Below are 18,145 nucleotides of genomic sequence, written 5' to 3' on the forward strand. Positions count from 1 at the left end.
ATATATGCAGAGCCAAAGGTACAGAGATGCGTTTGCTGCCCTGTTCTTGGCGGCGGTTGGTAGCTCATACAAGTTTACAATAATTCCCTTCCTCCTGGCGGAGTACCTCTTTATACTCCTGTATTCAATCCCTTCAGTGCGGGAAAAGCTGTTGGGAATTTCTGAAGTTGTTTTTACAAGAAAAAATGTTCTCGTAGTTTTTTCGCTGGTTCTCCTGTTCTTTACCCTAATACTGTCGTTTTCCCTGCTGTATCCAAACCGGGTTTTTTTAATGTTCCTGATTCTTCCCGGCTTCCACGAGATTCAGTACGTGAACCAGCGCCTCCTGGTAATTCTCCTGATGCTGCTGTGGCTTTCCCTTTTGATGTACGCCTTCAACAGGCGGGTAATCCAGCCCGTGCTTCATGTTGTCAGGGACGTTCTTCTCAACTTGAAAACGGCCGTTCTGCTTGCCGTCCCCGTGCTCCTTGAGAAGATTCTCGTCGAGTTTCCGCTCGGTTTTGGAGCCTCGAGAAATTACATCTATCAGACCTACGTCTCCCAGCATGCCAGATATCCGCCCCTAGTGGGAATGCCCAACCTCTTTCACAAGTTCTTGGCCCTGTTCTTCTCGGGCTACTCCCAGTTCTCGGGCTATTCGTTCCTCCCCATTGCGGCGCTAATAACAGCCGCCGTGCTTCTTTCCCTGAGAGGGAGGATTTTGGGAAGTAAACGGAAACTTCTCGGAAGTTTTTTAGTGCTCTTGATTTTCCTGTACTTGGTTTCCCCTGTTTTTCCAAGTGTGCGGTTCTTTTACCCCCTCTTCTTGGTTTTATACCTCTACCTAAGCGGGGTTATCTCGGAGGCTCTTGGCAACGGCAATCCAGGGAAGGACGTTAAAGTCCTGGTTTCGATGTCGTTAATCCTCCTGCTAATCGGAGCCGTGGGGTTCACCCTTAACTACCCCACGGGGAAGATTCGGGGTTCTTTCTTGCCCTTCTCCGGAAAGGTTAGGGAGGACCTTGCGGGATACATTAAAGAATCCGGTGTTAATGGGGAGTTCGTCAGTATAAACCCGATGGACGCCTACATGCTCGGGCTTCCAACGGTTCCTTACACCATCGATGATTTTGGTCTGCTTTACCTCGACAGCTGGAGTGCTGGGAGGTATATTAAATACACCATGAATCACAACGCTGAAGGCGTTATAATAGACTCCTGGATGTTCGCAATAATGAAATACAAGGCTACCAAGCTATCGGTGGAGTATTCAAGGGTGTGGTGCTGGGCACTGCACAACTGGACGCTCCTCTTCTCGGAATCCTACGTAAACGGAGCCTCGATTCACATGTTTGTCTTTAAAGGACGTCCCCATGTTCTCTCCATTGCGTCTGTCAATGGAACGCTTGGTGTATACCTCAACACAACGGTGATTCTTGCGCTGAAACCGGAGAACGTCAGCGGGATTGCTTTCACCAGAATTGAAAAACTCGGTGGGCAGTATAAGGTCATTCAGGGGTCCGGGGGGAGTTCAATAGCCTACTTAATCAAGCTAAACGAGTCGTCCATAGTGCTGATGTCATCTGCACCTTTAAAGGTTCTCCCCCCCAAGGCGGCTGTGGCTCTTGTAAACGGCACTTCAATCACAAACACTACAAAGATGAACGTGTCCAAGCTCTCAATTTACACCAAGGATTTGGGAGTAGAAATCAAGGGGAACATTAGAATTAGGAATGGGGACATCATTTTGAGGGGAGATGTTGTTATAAAACCAATCAAGACCCAGCGTTGCTGACAACGTTTGAGCTTACGAGGCTGTAAATCTTTTTGTTGCTTTCCACTGTGGCCGATGCTATGCTCTTCCGAGGACCAATGACCAGCTTTGCAACGAGTATTGCTATAATCCCAACGGCCGCAAGAAGGAACAGATATTCAACAGCCGACTGAGCTTTTCGTCTCATCATAGTATCACACCATATAGCAAATGATAAAAAGAGTATAAAAACCTAACGTGTTTATAACTTCCTCTATCAGCTGTTGGCGGCGCTGCTAATCTGGCTTGAAACGAGGCTTCCAACTTCTTTGACGGTCTGCTGGGCCTGCTGCCCAGCGGTTGTTCCTGTGCTCCTGATGTACCTAATCACGACAACTATAATTATCAGAGCCGCGGCCAACATGAAGAGGTACTCGATTGCACCCTGAGCCTTTCTCTTCATTTGTATCACCTCCAAGGGGTTACTTCATACCTTGTTCGACCAAAAAAACTTATATAGGTTTCTACCCAAAATTGGGGGGAGTCCTGCCCAATATTGTAAAACCCCTAAGGGGTGCCCCTTGATGATAGTAAGCGTTCAGTGTGAATCTGCTAGCATTGAAGAATGTATAAAAGAAGTTAATGAAAAATCAAAGGAAGTCCTTTCAAATAGACCTGGCTTTATAGATTATGCAAAAATTTCCCTAAGTTTCGGTGCTTTTATGAACCTCATGGTCGTTGTCGCTATAGACCCCAAGGTCAACGCAAAGAAGGCAATCCTTGCTGAGTATTCCTCCGGCAGAAATAAGGAGGATGCAATAAACAAGACTCTGGAGAAAATCAACGTTAAACTTCCGGAGAATGCAAAAATAGTTGATGTAGAAGTTAAGACGTACACGACTCCTGTTACGCGAAGAACCTATGCAGTTGGCGTCGTCGTCTACAACGTTTTCGAAAGGGGCAAGCCCATAAGGGAGTACACCCTCAAAGAGAGGAGAAGGCTGATAGCTATGGTTCTAGAGGCGTTTGACTACAACCCCCGCGTTTTAAACATATCAGAAGTTGCGAGAATGTTTGGAGTTTCGAGGGATTCAATCTATTACGACATCGAGCAGATACTCCGGGAAAGTTTAGGGAGAAACGGCAGGAAGAAAGCCTAAGATGCCCACATGGGTCTTGGGGTAGCCGTTAGGACAAATATCACAACTGCAACAATGGCAAGCAGTATTCTTCTCTTTGAGATTGGAGAGACTTCGTCGAGTGCTCCCGGGTTTCCAGTAGCTCCGATAATTAAGACTAGGATCCCCCATATCATCCACCCGCTCCACAGGGCACTCATGGCAATAAGTCCGAACGCCACAGCAAGGGTCAGGTACCTATGGGTTCTTTCGCTCAGGAATGCCCTCGCTATGTGTCCCCCGTCGAGCTGTGCAACCGGAATCAGGTTTAGGAACGTCACTAAAAGACCCACCCAGCCCGCTATGGCTATGGGATGGAGGAATACGACGTAGTTGCTGGGGACGTGGAGGACGGTTCTCGTGAGCAGTTCAAAGATTAGGTTCGTTCCAAAGTAAAACTGCTGACCAGTCGAGGGAACGGCCGTTGGCGGAACAACTATGGACAGCTTGAGCCCTATCATCGTCACGGGGATTGCCACGAGGAACCCCGCTATCGGTCCGCTCACTCCGAGGTCTATGGCGGCGTCCCTCGTTGGCAGGGGGGACTTTATTCTTATAACCGCTCCGAGTGTTCCTATGAAGCTGAAGGGGAACGGTATGAAGTACGGCATCGTGGCCTTAATCCCGTGGTAGGCGGCCGCAATCTTGTGGCCGAGTTCATGCGTCCCCAGTATCGCCATAACGCTTACCGAGAAGGATAGGGCTATCAGATAGGGATTGGAAATCCCCGGTCTTCCAAACTCCCTCATGGCGGCTATGTAGTTGAGAGCCAGAAAGTAGCCGGCCATCAGCGTCGTTACGATTGTGGCTAAGAGGAAGACCCACGGAAGCCACGGGTTGTTCTCTTTGACTTCACCCGCCGGAAAGACGAAGAGAAGCACGTGGCCGTCTCTCTTTTTGAGCGCCGCCCAGTAGTGCCGTTTCTCAAGCGCCCTCAGGACTTTTTCAAAGTCGTTTTCCAGTATCTCCTTGACGAGGTATACTGTGACGTCGCCTTCCCTTCTCCAGAATTCGAGAACGTAGTACCTGTTGAGTATTTCCTCGACATCCTTCGGAATTCCCGCGGTTTCGGGCGGGATAACTTCAAACGCGGGCTCTTCCTGAGGGCTGGTCTCGGTCTGAGGTCCTTCGGCGTAGCCAACGAGAATCATGTCTCCCCCGCACACCGGACACGATTTCTCAAGCAGTGGCTCGACTGAATCGCGCTCTTCCCTGTGACCGCAGTTAAGACACTCGTAGATTCCCCTGGGCATTTTTCATCTCCAAGAAAAGTTGATGGAGGGTGTTAAAAACCCTGCTACCCATCGCTGAGAACCTCGACTTCGCCCCTGTCTGCGTCGACTCTCACCCTCATACCGCTCTTCAGCTTACTCACGTCTATCTCATCGACCATTGGAATTCCTGCAATTATTGCACCGGTTGCAACTATGGTCTCGGCTTCCCCAACTATTATGGCCTTCGGTGCTTTCCCGTTTTTCCTGAGGGCGTAGATTACGTAGGAGCCAACCGTCGAGCCTTTACCTCGAGGAAACGCGAGTATCTTTCCAGCGATGCTCTCGCCCCTTATGTCGCTCTCCGCGTCGGTGACGATTCCCGTCTCGGGGTCAACGCCCCCAAGGAACGAAAGCGGTTTCCTCGAGACTATCAGCTCACCCTCTGCCTTTCCCCCCACTATTTTCCTCCCTCTGAGCTTCATACGACCACCTCAGGGCGCCTCCTTTATGAGCCTCTCGGCATCGTCGAGCCTCACGCTGAAACCGAAGGAGCGGAAGTAGAAGGCACTCTTCCCGCTGTTGGTGGCGATTCCACGGTACCAGCCTTTAATCGGAGACACGACGAAGCATGAATCGGCTATAATCCTTCCGTTGTAGCGCTCTATCGTTTCGGTGTAGCCGAGCGAATCTGCTAAAGCCTTTACGGCCCTGCTTGCGGTTACGAAGAGGGGAATTCTGAGCGGTCTCCCGCGCATCTTGAGTAGCTCTGCTATCCCCTTGATTTCCATCAGCGAGGCATGGGGACAGCCGATGAGAATCATGTCTATCTCACCCCAGTCGTCAGAGAAGCTCTCCCTAACGGCCCTAAGGTCAGCTTCCTCGACTGTTATGGTCTCAACTTTGTCCACGAGTGCTTCTCTGTACTCCGGCGTCTCACCCTCAACGTGGTACAGTGCTATTGAGCCTGTGGCGGCCATAGACGCCCCGAGCTCTTTGAGGTAGTCTGTGCTCTCGGGTTTGAGGCCGGTTATGTAGGGCACGTCGCTTCCGAGGGTCTTTCCAAGGTGGTAGCCCAGGGCGGAGTAGTCAACGAAGCCCCGGACTTTCGCCTCAACCTTAACCTTTACGGTTGCCTTCCTGTTCTCATCGAGATGCAGTCCGTACTCGGGGGTTTTGCCAACTATAGCCGAGGCGAGACTCGACGGTCCTCCCTCGCGGTTGGTCCTTGCCCCGATTATGGAGTTTGCGAAGCTAACGGCCGAGCTCTCGCTCCAAGCCAAGTGGTCGCCGAACTTCGGAAGGTTTGCACCGTAGTAGGGTGTGCAGGTGGACGTTGTCTCAATCCCCATTGCCCGGTAGAGTTCCAGGACTTCCCTCTGCTTCTCCATAAACTCCTCGTCGCCTATTCCCGCGGGATTCAAAGTCGTATAGACGCTTACTCTGGCTCCAGCGTTGACGAAGTCCCTGAGGAACTCGAGGCCGGCCTCCCCAAGGTTTTTATACGAGACGCCAGCAATCTGAGCGCTCTTTATTGGAATAAGGCGTTCGGCTCCGTAAACTTCCCCGAGTGCCACGAGAATTTCCATGGCCTTCTGGAGGGCGTACCCGTATTCCCCGGCCAGGATAAGCTCCTCCTCCTTAGTCAGGAACATTCAACCACCTCTAACCAGTTGGGGAGCTGTTGTTATAAACCCAGCCCGAAAAATTTATAAAGCTCCCGGAGTTGAGTAACTAACGGGTCGAGCAGCGGGGTGGGGCAGCTAGGAGTGCCCGCCGGGCTCATAACCCGGAGGTCGGAGGTTCAAATCCTCCCCCCGCTACCAGATTCTTTTTCTGTTCGTTCAGCTGGTTCAGTTGTTATTCTTGGCGAACTCGAAACGGAGGCAAACCTTTTTAAATCCCTTCTCAATTTCCAACGCGAAGGGGCGGCTGGCGGGAGCTGGCCGTCACCGGGAGGTGAACGTTATGGCGAGGATACACGCGAGAAAGAGGGGTAAATCCGGCTCAAAGAGGCCGCCGAGGACTGCTCCACCAACGTGGGTTGAATACACTGCCGAGGAGGTTGAGGCCCTCGTTGTAAAGCTCAGAAAAGAGGGCTACAGCACCGCCATGATAGGGACGATTCTCCGCGACCAGTACGGCATACCGAGCGTCAAGCTAATCACAGGCAAGAAGATAACCAAAATCCTTGAGGAAAACGGTCTCGCCCCGGAGATACCTGAAGACCTCATGTTCCTCATAAGGCGTGCCGTTAACCTCAGGAAGCACCTTGAACAGCACCCGAAGGACAGGCACTCAATGCGCGGCCTCCAGCTCATTGAGAGCAAGATTAGGAGGCTCGTCAAGTACTACAGGAGAACCGGTAAGCTTCCCGAAAAGTGGCGCTACGACCCGGAGCAGGCAAAGCTTCTCGTTCGCTGAACCCTTTCCTTCTTCTTAAGGTGGTACCATGGACAGGGAAGCCTTTTTGGAGAGGGTTCGCGAGGGAGCCGAGCTTATTAAGATGCACATCGAGTTAGGCCACACCATCAGGATAATCTCGCATAGGGACGCAGACGGCATAACCGCCGGTGCCGTTCTGGCAAAGGCAATAGCGAGGGAAGGGGGGACTTTTCAGCTCAGCATCGTCAAGCAGGTGAGCGAAGAGCTTGTTGACGAGCTTGCCAAGGAGAACAGAGAGATTTACGTCTTCAGCGACCTGGGAAGCGGTTCCATTAAACTTCTTGAGAAGAAGCTCGACGGCACCGTTGTGGTTGCCGACCACCACCCGCCGGAGGACGACTTCTCAAGTGACTCGAAGGTTCTCGTAAATCCAGTTCCCTTCGGAGCCAACAGCGTCCGCGATTTAAGTGGTTCCGGCGTTGCCTACTTCATAGCGAGGGAGATGAACAGAAACAACAGGGATTTGGCCTACATAGCAACGGTTGGAGTTGTTGGCGACATGCAGGAGATAGACGGCCAGTTTCACGGACTCAACCTTGAAATTATCGAAGACGGCAAGAAGCTCGGAATCCTGGAGGTCAGGAAGGAGCTTCGCCTTTTCGGCAGGGAGAGCAGGCCGCTCTATCAGATGCTGGCCTACGCAACCAATCCGGAGATACCAGAGATTACGGGCGACGAGAGAAAGGCCATTGAGTGGCTCCGCGCCAGGGACTTTGACCCCGAGCTTCACTACTGGCAGCTGAGGGAAGAAGAGAAGAGGAAGCTCCACGAGGCATTGCTCGTCCACATGATAAAGCACTCGGCACCGAAGGAAGCTATAGACAGGCTCATAGGTGACGTTGTGGTGAGTCCGCTTTACCCCGAGGGCGACGTCAGGCACGAGGCGAGGGAGTTCGCGACGCTCCTCAACGCGACCGGCCGTCTGAACGCGGGAACGCTCGGAGTGGCGATATGCCTCGGCGATGAAGAGGCATACAAGAAGGCCAGAAAGATGCTCGAGGACTACAAGAGGGAGCAGATAGAGGCAAGGAAGTTCATAATCCAGAACTGGAGCATGGCCGAGGAAGGCGAGCACGCCTACGTATTCTACGCGGGCAGGAACATCCGCGATACGCTCGTTGGCATCGCGGCTAACATGGCAATCAACGCCGGCCTCGCCAATCCTGAGAAGCCCGTTGTCGTCATAGCCGACAGCGAGGAGGACGAGAACCTCGTCAAGGCCTCGGCAAGGACCACGGAGAAGGCCCTGAAAAAGGGTTACCACCTTGGGGAGGCCCTGAGGGAGGTTGCCGAGAAGCTCGGCGGTGAAGGCGGCGGCCACGCAATAGCGGCTGGAATCCGGTTCCCCAAGAGCAGGATAGATGAGTTCATCAGACTCCTCAACGAAGCCCTTGCGAAGCAGGTGAGGAGCAATGAGGATTGAGGCGAACGTTGAGATACGGTGGCGCTACGGTGATGAGCTCCGAGCTAGGGCAGTGGCAGAGGCAATAGAGGTGGACAACGAGGCAATGCCGGCGGAGCTAAAGAAAAGTTTAAATGTGCGAACCCGATGGGTTGATGGGGACGTTATAACAAAGGTTAAATACTGGGGTGAGATTGAGACACTCATCAAGGCGCTCGATGATTTGGTGTTTTCGGTCAAGGTCGCCGAGGAGATGACCGAAAAGGTTTAAAGCGGAGGTGTTAGGATGGCAAAGGGTAACCCGAGGAAGAGGGCGGCTACTACCAAGGATAAGTGGAAGATGAAAGAATGGTATATCGTTTACGCTCCAGACTTTTTCGGAAGCAAGGAGATAGGCCTGACGCCTGCAGATGACCCTCAGAAGGTCGTTGGAAGGGTTGTCGAGACGACCCTTAGGGACCTCACGGGAGACTTCACAAAGAGCCACGTCAAGCTCTACTTCCAGGTTTACGACGTCAAGGGCCAGAACGCGTACACCAAGTTCAAGGGCCACACCCTCGCGAGGAGCTACATCCGCTCGCTCGTCAGGAGGAGAACCACTCGCGTTGACGGAATCTTCAACATCACAACCAAGGACGGCTACAAGCTCCGCGTTATGGGCATGGTTATCGCCTACAGAAGAATTCAGACCAGCCAGGAGAGGGCCATAAGGAAGATAATGCAGGACATCATCTATAAGAAGGCCGAGGAGCTCAACTTCGCCGACTTCGTTCTCCAGTCCGTCAACGGCCAGATAGCGAGCGAGATTGCCAAGGAAGCGAGGAAGATATACCCGATTAAGCGCGCCGAGGTTAGGAAGATTAAGGTTCTTGCCGAGCCGGAGGCCTGACGCCTCTGCCTCTTCTTCCGCTTAACGTTTTGGGACTGAAAATCCCCGGTTTTGGGAGGTGGTAGTGTGAAATTTCTCGTTAAGACCCAGCGCGACATGGAGGCTGTTGCCGGCAACTACATCAGGGAGGCAATTCCAGAGGCAGATGTCTGGATTGCGCCGATGGGATACACCGGACTGGTTCTGGTCGAGGCCGATGAAAAGGCCCTTGAAAAGCTCCTCCAGATTCCCGAGGTCGAGAGGGTGATTCCGGTTCTGGTAGAGACCGAGGCCGACCTCGATAAGATAGCCGAGAGCGCCGAGAAGATTGCACACCTCATCGGCGAGAATGAAACTTATGCCGTCAAAACCAAGAGGCGCGGGAAGCACGACTTCTCGAGCATAGACGTGAACCGGGTTCTTGGGGCGAGGATAAAGGAGCTAACAAACGCCGACGTGAACCTCAGCTGGCCTGACAAGGTCGTCCAGGTTGAGATAATAGGCGACAAAGCCTACATCTCCGTCCTTCCGGGAGAGGAGTACAGGAAGTACACCCCCGACAAGATTGACGCGAGGAAGCTCTTCAGGAAGCTGACGATAGTCCAGATGCCCTATTGGGGCGATTATAAAGCCTGCAGGAAGTTCGGCGAGAAGATTGGCAGAGCGGCACAGGCCTTTGAAGTTAAGGAGCTCATAATAGCACCCAAGGAGAAGATGGACGCCTTTGAGCTGATGGAGTTCCTGAGGGGCGTCAAGGCCGGCCAAGAAAGCCGTTACAAGATACAGCGCGAGGCTTATCCCTGGAAGGTGGAGAAGGTTCCCGTCTCGCTCTGGGACCTATATCAGGTAATCCGCGACAAGAGGAGGAACAAGAGACTGCTAATAATCACCGACCCTAAGGGGCCGACCCTGGCTGAAGTTAAAGATAAGCTCGCCAGGGACATGCACCACGCGAGGGAGGTGGTTGTCTTCATCGGCTCGCGCGAGGGAATCCCGCGCGGTCTGTTCCGCTTCGCAGATTACGTCATTGATTTGGCCCCGTACATGACCTTCGCCACCGAGCACGGCATTCCGGCGACGCTCGTTTCCCTCTGGGAGGTTTACGAAGAGTTTCTGAGGGAGAACGAGAGGGGAGAGTGATTCCTTTCCCTTTTCTGGCGTCAGACCCTAAGGTCGTCCTCACCGCTCGGGAATCCGCCGTAGTCATCATCCGCCGAGTGTGTAGAATATTCCAGCTCCGATTAAACCGCCGAAAAGGCTCGCGAGGAAGTTCGTTGAGTTGTTATCGGTTATTCCCCTGTTCTCAAGCGTTGCCCCAATCAGGCTGTCGAGGTTGACCCCGATGAATCCCCCAATCAGAACCGCGAGTAGCATTTGGAGTTTGTGACCCGTTAGGGGGAGTGCAAAGAGCGCTATAACGAAACAGCCGAGGAAGGCAAACACCTCTCCTGCAATGGACACCGCACCGTTGGTTCCGGGTTCGGCCGGCTGGAGGCTTGTTATCATCCTGGGTCTTCTGCCGAAGACTTTTCCAAGTTCGCTTGCGAGGGTGTCCCCGTTAACGGTCGCTATGGCGGCGAACGTCGCCGCCCAGAAGGCGTCCATATGGGTGTGATGCTCCCAGAGGAGGAAAAGCAGAGTTGCAAGTCCGTTTCCCATGACGTTTCCCCAGCTTCTCACTCCGTTGTTTGCCTGTGCGAGGCCCCTCCTCACCTTCTCCCTGAACCTGTACTTCGTGGCAAGAACGCCCATAATGACGAAGGTTAAGAGCGCCAAGAACGGGTAAATCCCTCCAAGTTCCAGGACTAGCAGACCTAGAACCGCCGCACTGATGGCTCCCTTTAGGTCCAGTGCCCCGAAGATGTAGGAGCCAGCGCCGAGCACAAAGACTACCGCTGAATCCGCCAGTATTCTTGAGAGCATCACTGCCACCTGAACCCCAACTTAAGAAACCGCTTTATTACCCTTTCTCTCGCCAATTGACGAAAAAGTAAATGGAATCAGAGGGCCTCGAACTTTACGGTTTCGGTGATGAACGTTATGTCGAGGTGGTCTATGCCCGGTATCTCCTTGGTGACGCTGGCGATTATCTTCTCAAGCTCCTTCATGTCCTTCGGACCGATTATGTGGAGAACGAGGTTGTGAGAACCGAGCGCGCGCTGGATTATCTTTATGTGTTCGTTCTTTTTAAGCTTCTCGACTATTTCATCAATGTCAACTTCCGGTTTTATGGTTACGCCGAGTATTACATGGATGTATCCAAGGGCATCGTAGTTTGGAATCACGGTGTACTTCAGTATAATTCCGCTCTGCTCAAGCCTGTTCATCCTCCTCGAAATTCTCTGTCTTGTTGTCCCGAGGAGCTCGGCGAGCTCCTTGTAAGTGAGTCGGGCATTCTTTGAGAGAAGTTTCAGAATCCTGAGGTCTATACCATTTATTTTATCGGCCATTGAACCACCTCCGCATAGCACTTGTTCTCATTTGGTTGACGAATATAAAAATATTTCGGCCATTGGAGAATTTCCAACCCATTCGGTTATCCTAAAGGGCCTTTGGCGGGGAAATCCAGGGCTTAAATGAGCACATAATGTTAGGTATCATTCTCTTTACTTACTTCCCGTTTGTTTTTACTAACTTTGTTCCATTTTGCACTATCTCTTGCCCTATATCTTCTAATTGTGTCTCTTACAGCCTTCTCTGCATCAATCCCGTAACCGTTTGCTATGCATAAAAGAGCGAAGAAGAGGTCTCCCAACTCCTCTTGGATTTTATCCAGCGAACCCTCTCCTTTTATTCTCTCGTACGCCAGCATGGCATCCGCAAGCTCACCGAGCTCCTCGACGGCTGCGGCGAGCATCTCAAAGGGTTTCCAGTAGCCACCGAACTCGTTTATGAGTTCATCAACTTCCTTCTGGAGCCTCTTCATGGATAAGCTCGCCCCTCACGGCTTCTAAGTACCCCTTGACGACCTCTATGTTGGTCTTGTAGAACCTCATCCTGCCCTCTCGTCTCTCGAGGACCAGGTTGAGGGACTTGAGGGAGCGAATGTGGTGGCTGATTAGTGTCTGGTCTTCCCCAAGAGCCTGGGAAATAAGGCAGACGCAGAGCCATTCATCCCTAATCAGTTTGAGAATCTTGAGCCTTAGGGGGTTTGAGATGACCTTGAGGAACTTCACGACGTCATCGGGAACCTCGGGATTGACCTCAGCATCGAGGTTGGGAATACCGCACCTTTCGCGGCAGCCCATGACGGTCTTCTTCTGCCTCTCGTCGAGCTTCTCAAAAAGCTCCCTAACCTTCATGGAGCATCACCTAATTACTTAGTTCGCTGACTGTTTAATAAACTTTTCATCTGAAAAACGTCATTCAACCACCTTTAACCTGAGCCTTTTGCCGTCGCTGGAATAGGCCCTGACGGTGTCTTCTGTAAACGGCCACGCTATTATGAGGTGAACCCCTCCAAACTTCGAAAAGAACTCCAGGTCCGCTTCCGACGGCCAGGGATTTGGGCTTGGATGGGAATGGACGGTTCCCTTAATGCTCTCATCATACGGAAGCATCCACGTGTCGAAGAAGACACTCCCCGGTCCGGCGTGAGGGTTGGGGGCTATTAAAACTTCCTCAAAGACTCCGTCTTTCTCCCTCAGGAATCCCACGAACTCGTTGGGATAAGCGTTTCTGGCGAGCTGGAGAAGGTATTCAAGAAGCTCCCTCCGTATCAGGACTTCTCTCATGCTTTCACCTCTCAAAATATGATGAAAAGAATTAGAGAACTGCAATGCACTCAATCTCGACCTTGACGCCCTTAGGCAGGTTCGCAACCTCAACGACTGCCCTGGCCGGCTTCGCCTTTGAGAAGAACCTCTCGTAGACCTCGTTGAACTTTGGATAGTCGTTGATGTCGCTGAGGAACGCTGTAACTTTGACCACGTTCTCTGCACTTCCTCCGGCCTCTTCCACAATCGCCAGCATGTTCCTTATGGCCCTCTCGGCCTGCTCCTCGATTGTTCCGCCGACTATCTCCCCGGTTTCGGGGTCAATCGGTATCTGGCCGGAAACGAACAGGAACTTTCCGCCCTCAACCAGTATTGCCTGGCTGTAGGGTCCTATTGGCTTGGGGGCCTTCTCCGTGTAGACAACCCTCTTCTCCATCTTAATCACCTCCGTCAGCGAAGCGAAGATTCCTCATCGCCATCTCGGGTGTCCTCGGCCTCATCATCCTTTCTTTTCGAGGTACTTCTCAAGGGACTTGGCGGGAACGTCGAGGGTAAGGCCTATCTTTTCGAGGGCAGTTCTGAGTGCGTAAACCCTCGCGTGCTCCTCGAAGGGTTCATCAGCGTAGAGTGAGGGCTCGAACGCCTCGTACACCTCTATAACTTTGGGGATGTCGGATTTTTTAACCCTCTTAAAGGCCGAGAACTCCTCCTCGATTCCTTCGAGGTCTATGTCCGCATAGACGGGAAGCTTGAGTGTGGCCGTTTCGTTTATGCTCGCGAGCAACCTGGCAACGTCAAGCATGGGGGTTTTCTCGTCTATGATGAGCCTCTTGACTACTATCCAGCGCCCGTGTTTTGCCGTGAAGTTTACGTGTTCGTCCTCGAAGGGGAACTCGACGTCAACGCCCTCAAGGATTCCCTCGGGATAATTAACAGGGACGAGGGTTTCTAGGGTTTCCCTCACTAGGTATGCCCTCGCGACGTCCACTAGGAGCTTCTTCATCTTATTGTCCGTTTCCTTTACAAGCTGTCCCAGCTTCCTTGAGGTTCCAGGGGACTTCAAGGCGATGACCGTCTCATTCAGGGTGCCTTTTCTGAGGTCCTCCGCGAGCTTTTTGATCCCCTCAACGTCCATTCCCTCGGAGAGATAGCGGGCAATCTGTGAGTTTACCGTGTTTGAGACGCCCGCGAGAAAGTGAGCAATCCTCTCGTTTTCCATCTCGGTAAGCTTTTTGGCGACTTTCCAGTCACGGTGTCTGGCCGTAAACGCGACGTGCTCCTCAACCTTCATGCTCCCACCAGAGGGAGTTCTCATGGGGACTTTTAGCTTTTTCCACAGGTTTCGAAAAAGGTTATAAATCGCTTCGTTCATTGGCACTTAGAGATGGGAGAGGGAAAGGAGATGGGTGAGGAGGAGAAGGTTAGGGAAACTCCTTCCGTTCGCGAGTATGGGGAGAAGCTTGAGCTCGGTGTCGAGTTCGAGACAACGGCGGAAATTAAAGTTCCCGAGAAGCTCATAGACCAGGTCATCGGGCAGGACCACGCGGTCGAGGTTATAAAAACCGCCGCGACTCAGAGGAGGCACGTTCTTCTAATCGGTGAACCCGGAACGGGCAAGTCGATGCTGGGTCAGGCGATGGCCGAGCTTCTCCCAACCGAGAACCTTGAGGACATACTCGTCTTTCCCAACCCAGAGGACGAAAACATGCCTAAAATCAAGACCGTTCCTGCCTGTCAGGGCAGGAGGATAGTTGAGCGCTACCGTGAAAAAGCCAAGAGCCAAGAGAGCGTTAAGTCCTACATACTGCTCTTCGTCATGTTCACGGTGATGTTCGCCCTCTTCCTCCAGTTCAGCGCGACGACGCTCCTCATGGGGATCTTCGTCATAATCCTCACCATGATGGCGCTCTCTAACATGCGCTTCAAGAACACTGTCCTCGTCCCCAAGCTCCTCGTTGACAACTGCGGAAGGACCAAGGCCCCGTTCATAGACGCAACGGGAGCGCACGCCGGCGCACTGCTCGGAGACGTTAGACACGACCCCTTCCAGAGCGGAGGCCTTGGAACTCCAGCCCACGAGCGCGTCGAGCCGGGAATGATACACCGCGCCCACAAGGGCGTCCTGTTCATAGACGAGATAGCGACCCTCTCCCTTAAAATGCAGCAGAGCCTCCTGACGGCGATGCAGGAGAAGAAGTTCCCGATTACGGGTCAGAGCGAGCTCTCAAGCGGTGCTATGGTGAGGACCGAGCCGGTTCCATGTGACTTCATCCTCGTTGCGGCCGGAAACCTTGACACGATAGAGAAGATGCACCCAGCTCTGCGTTCGCGCATAAGGGGTTACGGTTACGAGGTTTACATGAGAACCACGATGCCCGACACGATAGAGAACAGGAGAAAGCTCGTCCAGTTCGTTGCTCAAGAAGTTAAACGCGACGGCAAGATTCCCCACTTCACGCGCGACGCCGTCGAGGAAATAGTGAGGGAGGCTCAGAAGAGGGCCGGCAGGAAGGGCCACCTGACGCTCCGCCTCCGTGACCTCGGCGGTATAGTGAGGGCCGCCGGCGACATAGCGGTCAAGAAGGGCAAGAAGATTGTCGAGCGGGAAGACGTTCTTGAGGCCCTCAAGCTCGCGAAGCCCCTTGAGAAGCAGCTTGCCGACTGGTACATCGAGAGGAAGAAGGAGTACCAGGTCATAAAGAGCGAGGGGAGCGAAATCGGGCGCGTCAACGGCTTAGCTGTTATCGGCGAGGAGAGCGGTATCGTTCTGCCGATTGAAGCTGTTGTTGCCCCAGCGGCGAGCAAGGAGGAAGGAAAGATAATCGTCACAGGAAAGCTCGGAGAGATAGCGAAGGAGGCCGTTCAGAACGTCTCGGCCATAATCAAGCGCTACAAGGGAGAGGACATCAGCAAGTACGATATCCACGTCCAGTTCCTTCAAACGTATGAGGGCGTTGAAGGGGACTCCGCGAGCATAAGCGTTGCCACCGCCGTAATCTCGGCCCTTGAGAACATTCCGATAAGGCAGGACGTTGCAATGACGGGTTCGCTCAGCGTCCGCGGTGAGGTCCTGCCGATAGGCGGTGCGACACCAAAGATTGAGGCCGCCATCGAGGCGGGCATAAAGAAGGTCATAATTCCCAAATCCAACGAGAAGGACGTCTTCCTAAGTCCGGACAAGGCCAAAAAGATTGAGATATACCCGGTGGAGAGGATAGACGAGGTCCTTGAGATAGCCCTCGAAGACTCGCCCGCGAAGGAGGAGCTTCTGCGGAAGATTCGGGAGGCGTTGCCCCTCTTCCACTGACCTCTTCTATTTCACATTCCTGTCCAGCAATGCTTAAAAAACGTCCCATCTACGTTACCCACGGGGGTGAGCTAATGCTCAAAGTTGAGAACCTTCGAGTCAACGTTGAGAACAAGGAGATACTGAAGGGTGTCAACCTCGAGGTTCTGCCGGGTGAACTCCACGTAATAATGGGACCGAACGGCTCGGGAAAATCGACGCTCGCCCTAACGGTGGCGGGACATCCCAAGTACAGGGTCGTTGGGGGCAGGATTCTCTTCAACGGCGAGGACATCACGAACCTCAGTCCAGACGAAAGGGCAAGGCGCGGAATTCTGCTGGCCTTTCAGGTTCCGCCGGAGGTGGAGGGGGTTAAGATAATCGAGTTTCTCCAGCAGGTTTTGGTCGAGCTTAAGGGCATGGACCCCGTGGAGGCCTACGACCTGATAGTCAAGAAGGCGGAGGAGCTATGGTTCAAGGAGGAGGACCTGCACCGCTACGTAAACGTCGGCTTCTCAGGTGGCGAAAGAAAGAGGCTTGAGCTTCTGCAGGCGGTTCTCATCGAGCCGAAGCTCCTTATACTCGACGAGCCGGACAGCGGAGTCGACGTTGATTCGCTGAGCATAATCAGCAGAAAGATTGACGAACTTCACAAAAGGGGCACGGCGGTGCTCTTAATCACCCACTACGGGAGGATTCTTGAACACTTGGACAGGGACGACCTCAAGGTTCACGTGATGAAGGACGGCAGAATTGTAAAGACGGGCGGTGGAGAGCTCGTTGAGAGAATAGACCGCGAGGGATTCTCTGAAATCTTCGAGGAGGTGGGAGCATGACGGAAACGATAACAATGAGTGATGCCAAAGCTATAATCGAGAACCAGATTGAGGAGCTTGCAAAGAGGAACAAAGAGCCGGAGTGGATGACGAGGATAAGGTACAGGGCGTTAGAAGCCTTCGAGAGGGCCCCGCTGAACGACCCGGTGATAAGTGAGGAGGAACTGCTCCATTTCATAGCGAAGCCTGAAATTAAGGGTCTGCCAGAAAACATCGAGAGCCTTGACGACCTGCCGCCGGAGATGAAGGCTCTCCTCGACAGACTCGGCATTTCCGAGGTCGAGCAGAAGTACATAGCTGGCTTAGCAGTTCAGACCGATACGGGAGTCATCTACAACCAGTTCCTTCAGGAGTGGGCCAAGAGGGGCCTGATAGTCCTTCCGACGGAAGAAGCCGTGAGAATGTATCCCGACCTCGTCAAGGAGCACTTCCTCAAGCTCTTCCGCGTTGATGAGAGCAAGCTTACAGCCTATCACACGGCGGTCTGGAACGGAGGAATATTCCTCTACATCAAGGAGGGCCTTAAGGTTCCGTTCCCGCTACATCTGTTCTTCCTGATACAGGAAAGCGCCTTAGCTCAGGCACCGCACATCATCATAATCGCCGAGAAGAACACGGAGTTCCACCTCATAGAGGGCTGTACGGCTCCAATACTAGTCAGACATTCACTTCACCTAGACATGACCGAGGCTTATATACGGGACGGTGCAAGGGGTCAGCTCACTGTTCTGCAGAACTGGCCCGAATACGTGCACACGAGACCCATGACGAGGGCGAGGATAGGAAGGGGAGCGCGCTTCATCAACACAACCGTCGGACTCGGAACTGGAAAGAGCAACGTCGCAAATCCGAAGTACTGGGTGGATGAGAACGGCTACGTCGAGCTGAACGGCATTCTCCTCGGCCAGAAGGACTGGTTCGTGGACCTGGGTGGCGAGATGTACCTCCAGGGCAAAGGCGCCGGGGGAATAAACGCGAGCAAAGCTGTGATAATGGACGAGAGCACGGTTATAACGCGCGGAATCATAAGGGCTGAGGCGCCAAAGACGAAGGGCCACATAAGCTGTGATGCCCTTCTCCTCAGCGACAGGGCCACGATGGAGACCTACCCAGGGCTGGTCAGCAAGGTTGACGATGCCGAGCTGAGCCACGAGGCAGCGATAGGCAAGATACGTGAAGAGGAGCTGTTCTACCTTATGAGCAGGGGACTCGATGAGGAGAAGGCGACACAGCTCATAGTGAAGGGCTTCCTCGAGCCGATGCTCAAGGACATTCCGATGGAGTTCCTCGTTGAAATAAGGAAGATAATAGAGCTTGCCGTAAGCGGCGGTATGTGATTTTGTGTTTTTCTCTTCTCCAATATTTCATCGTGAGGCCAATTAACATTTTACTTAACACTTGGAATATTTTTAGGCTACCAAGATCAATTTTTAAGTTTGCAAAATGTTTTTAAAGAAAGTTCCTTCATATG

22 protein-coding genes and 1 tRNA gene are annotated in these 18,145 nt (G+C 52.8%); 11 read left to right on the forward strand and 12 right to left on the reverse strand.

Going from position 1 to position 18,145, the window contains the following annotated elements; all coding sequences use genetic code 11:
• Nucleotides 1–1,774, forward strand: a 1,774-nt coding sequence (locus MVK46_RS06915; RefSeq protein WP_297535896.1) for a hypothetical protein, incomplete at its 5' end; no start/stop codon positions are given.
• Here the strand turns inward: MVK46_RS06915 and MVK46_RS06920 are convergent.
• Together MVK46_RS06920 and MVK46_RS06925 are read right to left on the reverse strand one after the other, a co-directional pair.
• Nucleotides 1,755–1,943: a hypothetical protein gene (locus MVK46_RS06920; RefSeq protein ID WP_297535897.1), complete on the reverse strand. Its 189-nt coding sequence runs from the start codon at nucleotides 1,941–1,943 to the stop codon at nucleotides 1,755–1,757. The two genes, MVK46_RS06915 and MVK46_RS06920, sit on opposite strands and share 20 nt — an antisense overlap.
• A gap of 66 nt (nucleotides 1,944–2,009) precedes the next feature.
• Nucleotides 2,010–2,195 (reverse strand): class III signal peptide-containing protein, encoded by a 186-nt coding sequence (locus tag MVK46_RS06925; protein WP_297535898.1) that lies wholly within the window; start codon nucleotides 2,193–2,195, stop codon nucleotides 2,010–2,012.
• Nucleotides 2,196–2,316: 121 nt separating this feature from the next.
• Here MVK46_RS06925 and MVK46_RS06930 point away from each other — a divergent pair, with 121 nt between their 5' ends.
• Complete coding sequence (locus MVK46_RS06930) at nucleotides 2,317–2,892, forward strand: hypothetical protein (RefSeq protein ID WP_367182640.1); 576 nt, start codon at nucleotides 2,317–2,319, stop codon at nucleotides 2,890–2,892.
• On the opposite strand, the gene MVK46_RS06935 is transcribed toward MVK46_RS06930, so the two are convergent.
• Genes MVK46_RS06935 through MVK46_RS06945 form a run of 3 tightly spaced genes read right to left on the reverse strand, consistent with a single transcriptional unit; the run spans nucleotide 2,889 to nucleotide 5,776 of the window.
• Nucleotides 2,889–4,163, reverse strand: coding sequence for a site-2 protease family protein (locus tag MVK46_RS06935; RefSeq protein WP_297535900.1), 1,275 nt, complete (start codon nucleotides 4,161–4,163; stop codon nucleotides 2,889–2,891). The genes MVK46_RS06930 and MVK46_RS06935 overlap by 4 nt on opposite strands.
• 44 nt (nucleotides 4,164–4,207) lie before the next feature.
• Entirely contained in the window at nucleotides 4,208–4,606 is a 399-nt protein-coding gene (locus tag MVK46_RS06940; protein ID WP_297535901.1) for a DUF126 domain-containing protein, read from the reverse strand.
• A 9-nt stretch (nucleotides 4,607–4,615) separates the two neighbouring features.
• Entirely contained in the window at nucleotides 4,616–5,776 is a 1,161-nt protein-coding gene (locus MVK46_RS06945; protein ID WP_297535902.1) for an aconitase X catalytic domain-containing protein, read from the reverse strand.
• 93 nt (nucleotides 5,777–5,869) lie between these two features.
• Between MVK46_RS06945 and MVK46_RS06950 the strand changes: the two genes are divergently transcribed.
• From MVK46_RS06950 to MVK46_RS06975, 6 genes are all read left to right on the forward strand, one after another.
• Nucleotides 5,870–5,947, forward strand: a tRNA-Met gene (locus MVK46_RS06950).
• Between the two features lie 142 nt (nucleotides 5,948–6,089).
• On the forward strand, nucleotides 6,090–6,545 hold the full coding sequence (locus tag MVK46_RS06955; RefSeq protein ID WP_297535903.1) for a 30S ribosomal protein S15: 456 nt from the start codon (nucleotides 6,090–6,092) through the stop codon (nucleotides 6,543–6,545).
• A 28-nt stretch (nucleotides 6,546–6,573) separates the two neighbouring features.
• Nucleotides 6,574–7,989, forward strand: coding sequence for a DHH family phosphoesterase (locus tag MVK46_RS06960; RefSeq protein ID WP_297535904.1), 1,416 nt, complete (start codon nucleotides 6,574–6,576; stop codon nucleotides 7,987–7,989).
• Complete coding sequence (locus tag MVK46_RS06965; RefSeq protein WP_297535905.1) at nucleotides 7,979–8,239, forward strand: KEOPS complex subunit Pcc1; 261 nt, start codon at nucleotides 7,979–7,981, stop codon at nucleotides 8,237–8,239. The genes MVK46_RS06960 and MVK46_RS06965 overlap by 11 nt, the downstream gene beginning before the upstream one ends.
• A gap of 15 nt (nucleotides 8,240–8,254) precedes the next feature.
• Complete coding sequence (locus MVK46_RS06970; RefSeq protein WP_297535906.1) at nucleotides 8,255–8,857, forward strand: 30S ribosomal protein S3ae; 603 nt, start codon at nucleotides 8,255–8,257, stop codon at nucleotides 8,855–8,857.
• 66 nt (nucleotides 8,858–8,923) lie between these two features.
• A complete protein-coding gene (locus MVK46_RS06975; protein WP_297535907.1) occupies nucleotides 8,924–9,976 on the forward strand; it encodes an SPOUT family RNA methylase in 1,053 nt (350 codons plus the stop codon).
• 66 nt (nucleotides 9,977–10,042) lie between these two features.
• Here MVK46_RS06975 and MVK46_RS06980 read toward each other — a convergent pair whose 3' ends face one another.
• The 7 genes from MVK46_RS06980 to MVK46_RS07010 form a co-directional block, all read right to left on the reverse strand.
• Nucleotides 10,043–10,759 carry a DUF92 domain-containing protein gene (locus MVK46_RS06980; protein ID WP_297535908.1) on the reverse strand — a complete coding sequence of 239 codons (717 nt, stop codon included), beginning with the start codon at nucleotides 10,757–10,759 and terminating at the stop codon, nucleotides 10,043–10,045.
• Between the two features lie 77 nt (nucleotides 10,760–10,836).
• On the reverse strand, nucleotides 10,837–11,286 hold the full coding sequence (locus MVK46_RS06985) for an Lrp/AsnC family transcriptional regulator (protein ID WP_297535909.1): 450 nt from the start codon (nucleotides 11,284–11,286) through the stop codon (nucleotides 10,837–10,839).
• A gap of 140 nt (nucleotides 11,287–11,426) precedes the next feature.
• Nucleotides 11,427–11,762 (reverse strand): MazG nucleotide pyrophosphohydrolase domain-containing protein, encoded by a 336-nt coding sequence (locus MVK46_RS06990; RefSeq protein WP_297535910.1) that lies wholly within the window; start codon nucleotides 11,760–11,762, stop codon nucleotides 11,427–11,429.
• Nucleotides 11,737–12,138, reverse strand: coding sequence for a helix-turn-helix transcriptional regulator (locus MVK46_RS06995; RefSeq protein ID WP_297535911.1), 402 nt, complete (start codon nucleotides 12,136–12,138; stop codon nucleotides 11,737–11,739). The genes MVK46_RS06990 and MVK46_RS06995 overlap by 26 nt, the downstream gene beginning before the upstream one ends.
• A gap of 60 nt (nucleotides 12,139–12,198) precedes the next feature.
• Nucleotides 12,199–12,570, reverse strand: a complete 372-nt coding sequence (locus MVK46_RS07000; protein ID WP_297535912.1) for a Mov34/MPN/PAD-1 family protein — start codon at nucleotides 12,568–12,570, stop codon at nucleotides 12,199–12,201.
• Nucleotides 12,571–12,601: 31 nt separating this feature from the next.
• Entirely contained in the window at nucleotides 12,602–12,988 is a 387-nt protein-coding gene (locus tag MVK46_RS07005) for a RidA family protein (RefSeq protein WP_297535913.1), read from the reverse strand.
• Nucleotides 12,989–13,051: 63 nt separating this feature from the next.
• Nucleotides 13,052–13,843, reverse strand: a complete 792-nt coding sequence (locus MVK46_RS07010; RefSeq protein WP_297535914.1) for a DUF2666 domain-containing protein — start codon at nucleotides 13,841–13,843, stop codon at nucleotides 13,052–13,054.
• Between the two features lie 111 nt (nucleotides 13,844–13,954).
• On the opposite strand from MVK46_RS07010, the gene lonB reads away from it, so the two are divergent.
• The 3 genes from lonB (at nucleotide 13,955) to MVK46_RS07025 (ending at nucleotide 18,011) form a co-directional block, all read left to right on the forward strand.
• Nucleotides 13,955–15,859, forward strand: coding sequence for an ATP-dependent protease LonB (gene lonB, locus MVK46_RS07015; protein WP_297535915.1), 1,905 nt, complete (start codon nucleotides 13,955–13,957; stop codon nucleotides 15,857–15,859).
• 74 nt (nucleotides 15,860–15,933) lie between these two features.
• Nucleotides 15,934–16,674, forward strand: coding sequence for a Fe-S cluster assembly ATPase SufC (gene sufC, locus MVK46_RS07020; protein ID WP_297535916.1), 741 nt, complete (start codon nucleotides 15,934–15,936; stop codon nucleotides 16,672–16,674).
• Complete coding sequence (locus MVK46_RS07025) at nucleotides 16,671–18,011, forward strand: SufD family Fe-S cluster assembly protein (protein WP_297535917.1); 1,341 nt, start codon at nucleotides 16,671–16,673, stop codon at nucleotides 18,009–18,011. Before sufC ends, MVK46_RS07025 begins: the two co-directional genes overlap by 4 nt.
• Nucleotides 18,012–18,145: the final 134 nt, after the last annotated feature.

The organism is Thermococcus sp. (genome assembly GCF_027066465.1).
Lineage (GTDB): Archaea > Methanobacteriota_B > Thermococci > Thermococcales > Thermococcaceae > Thermococcus.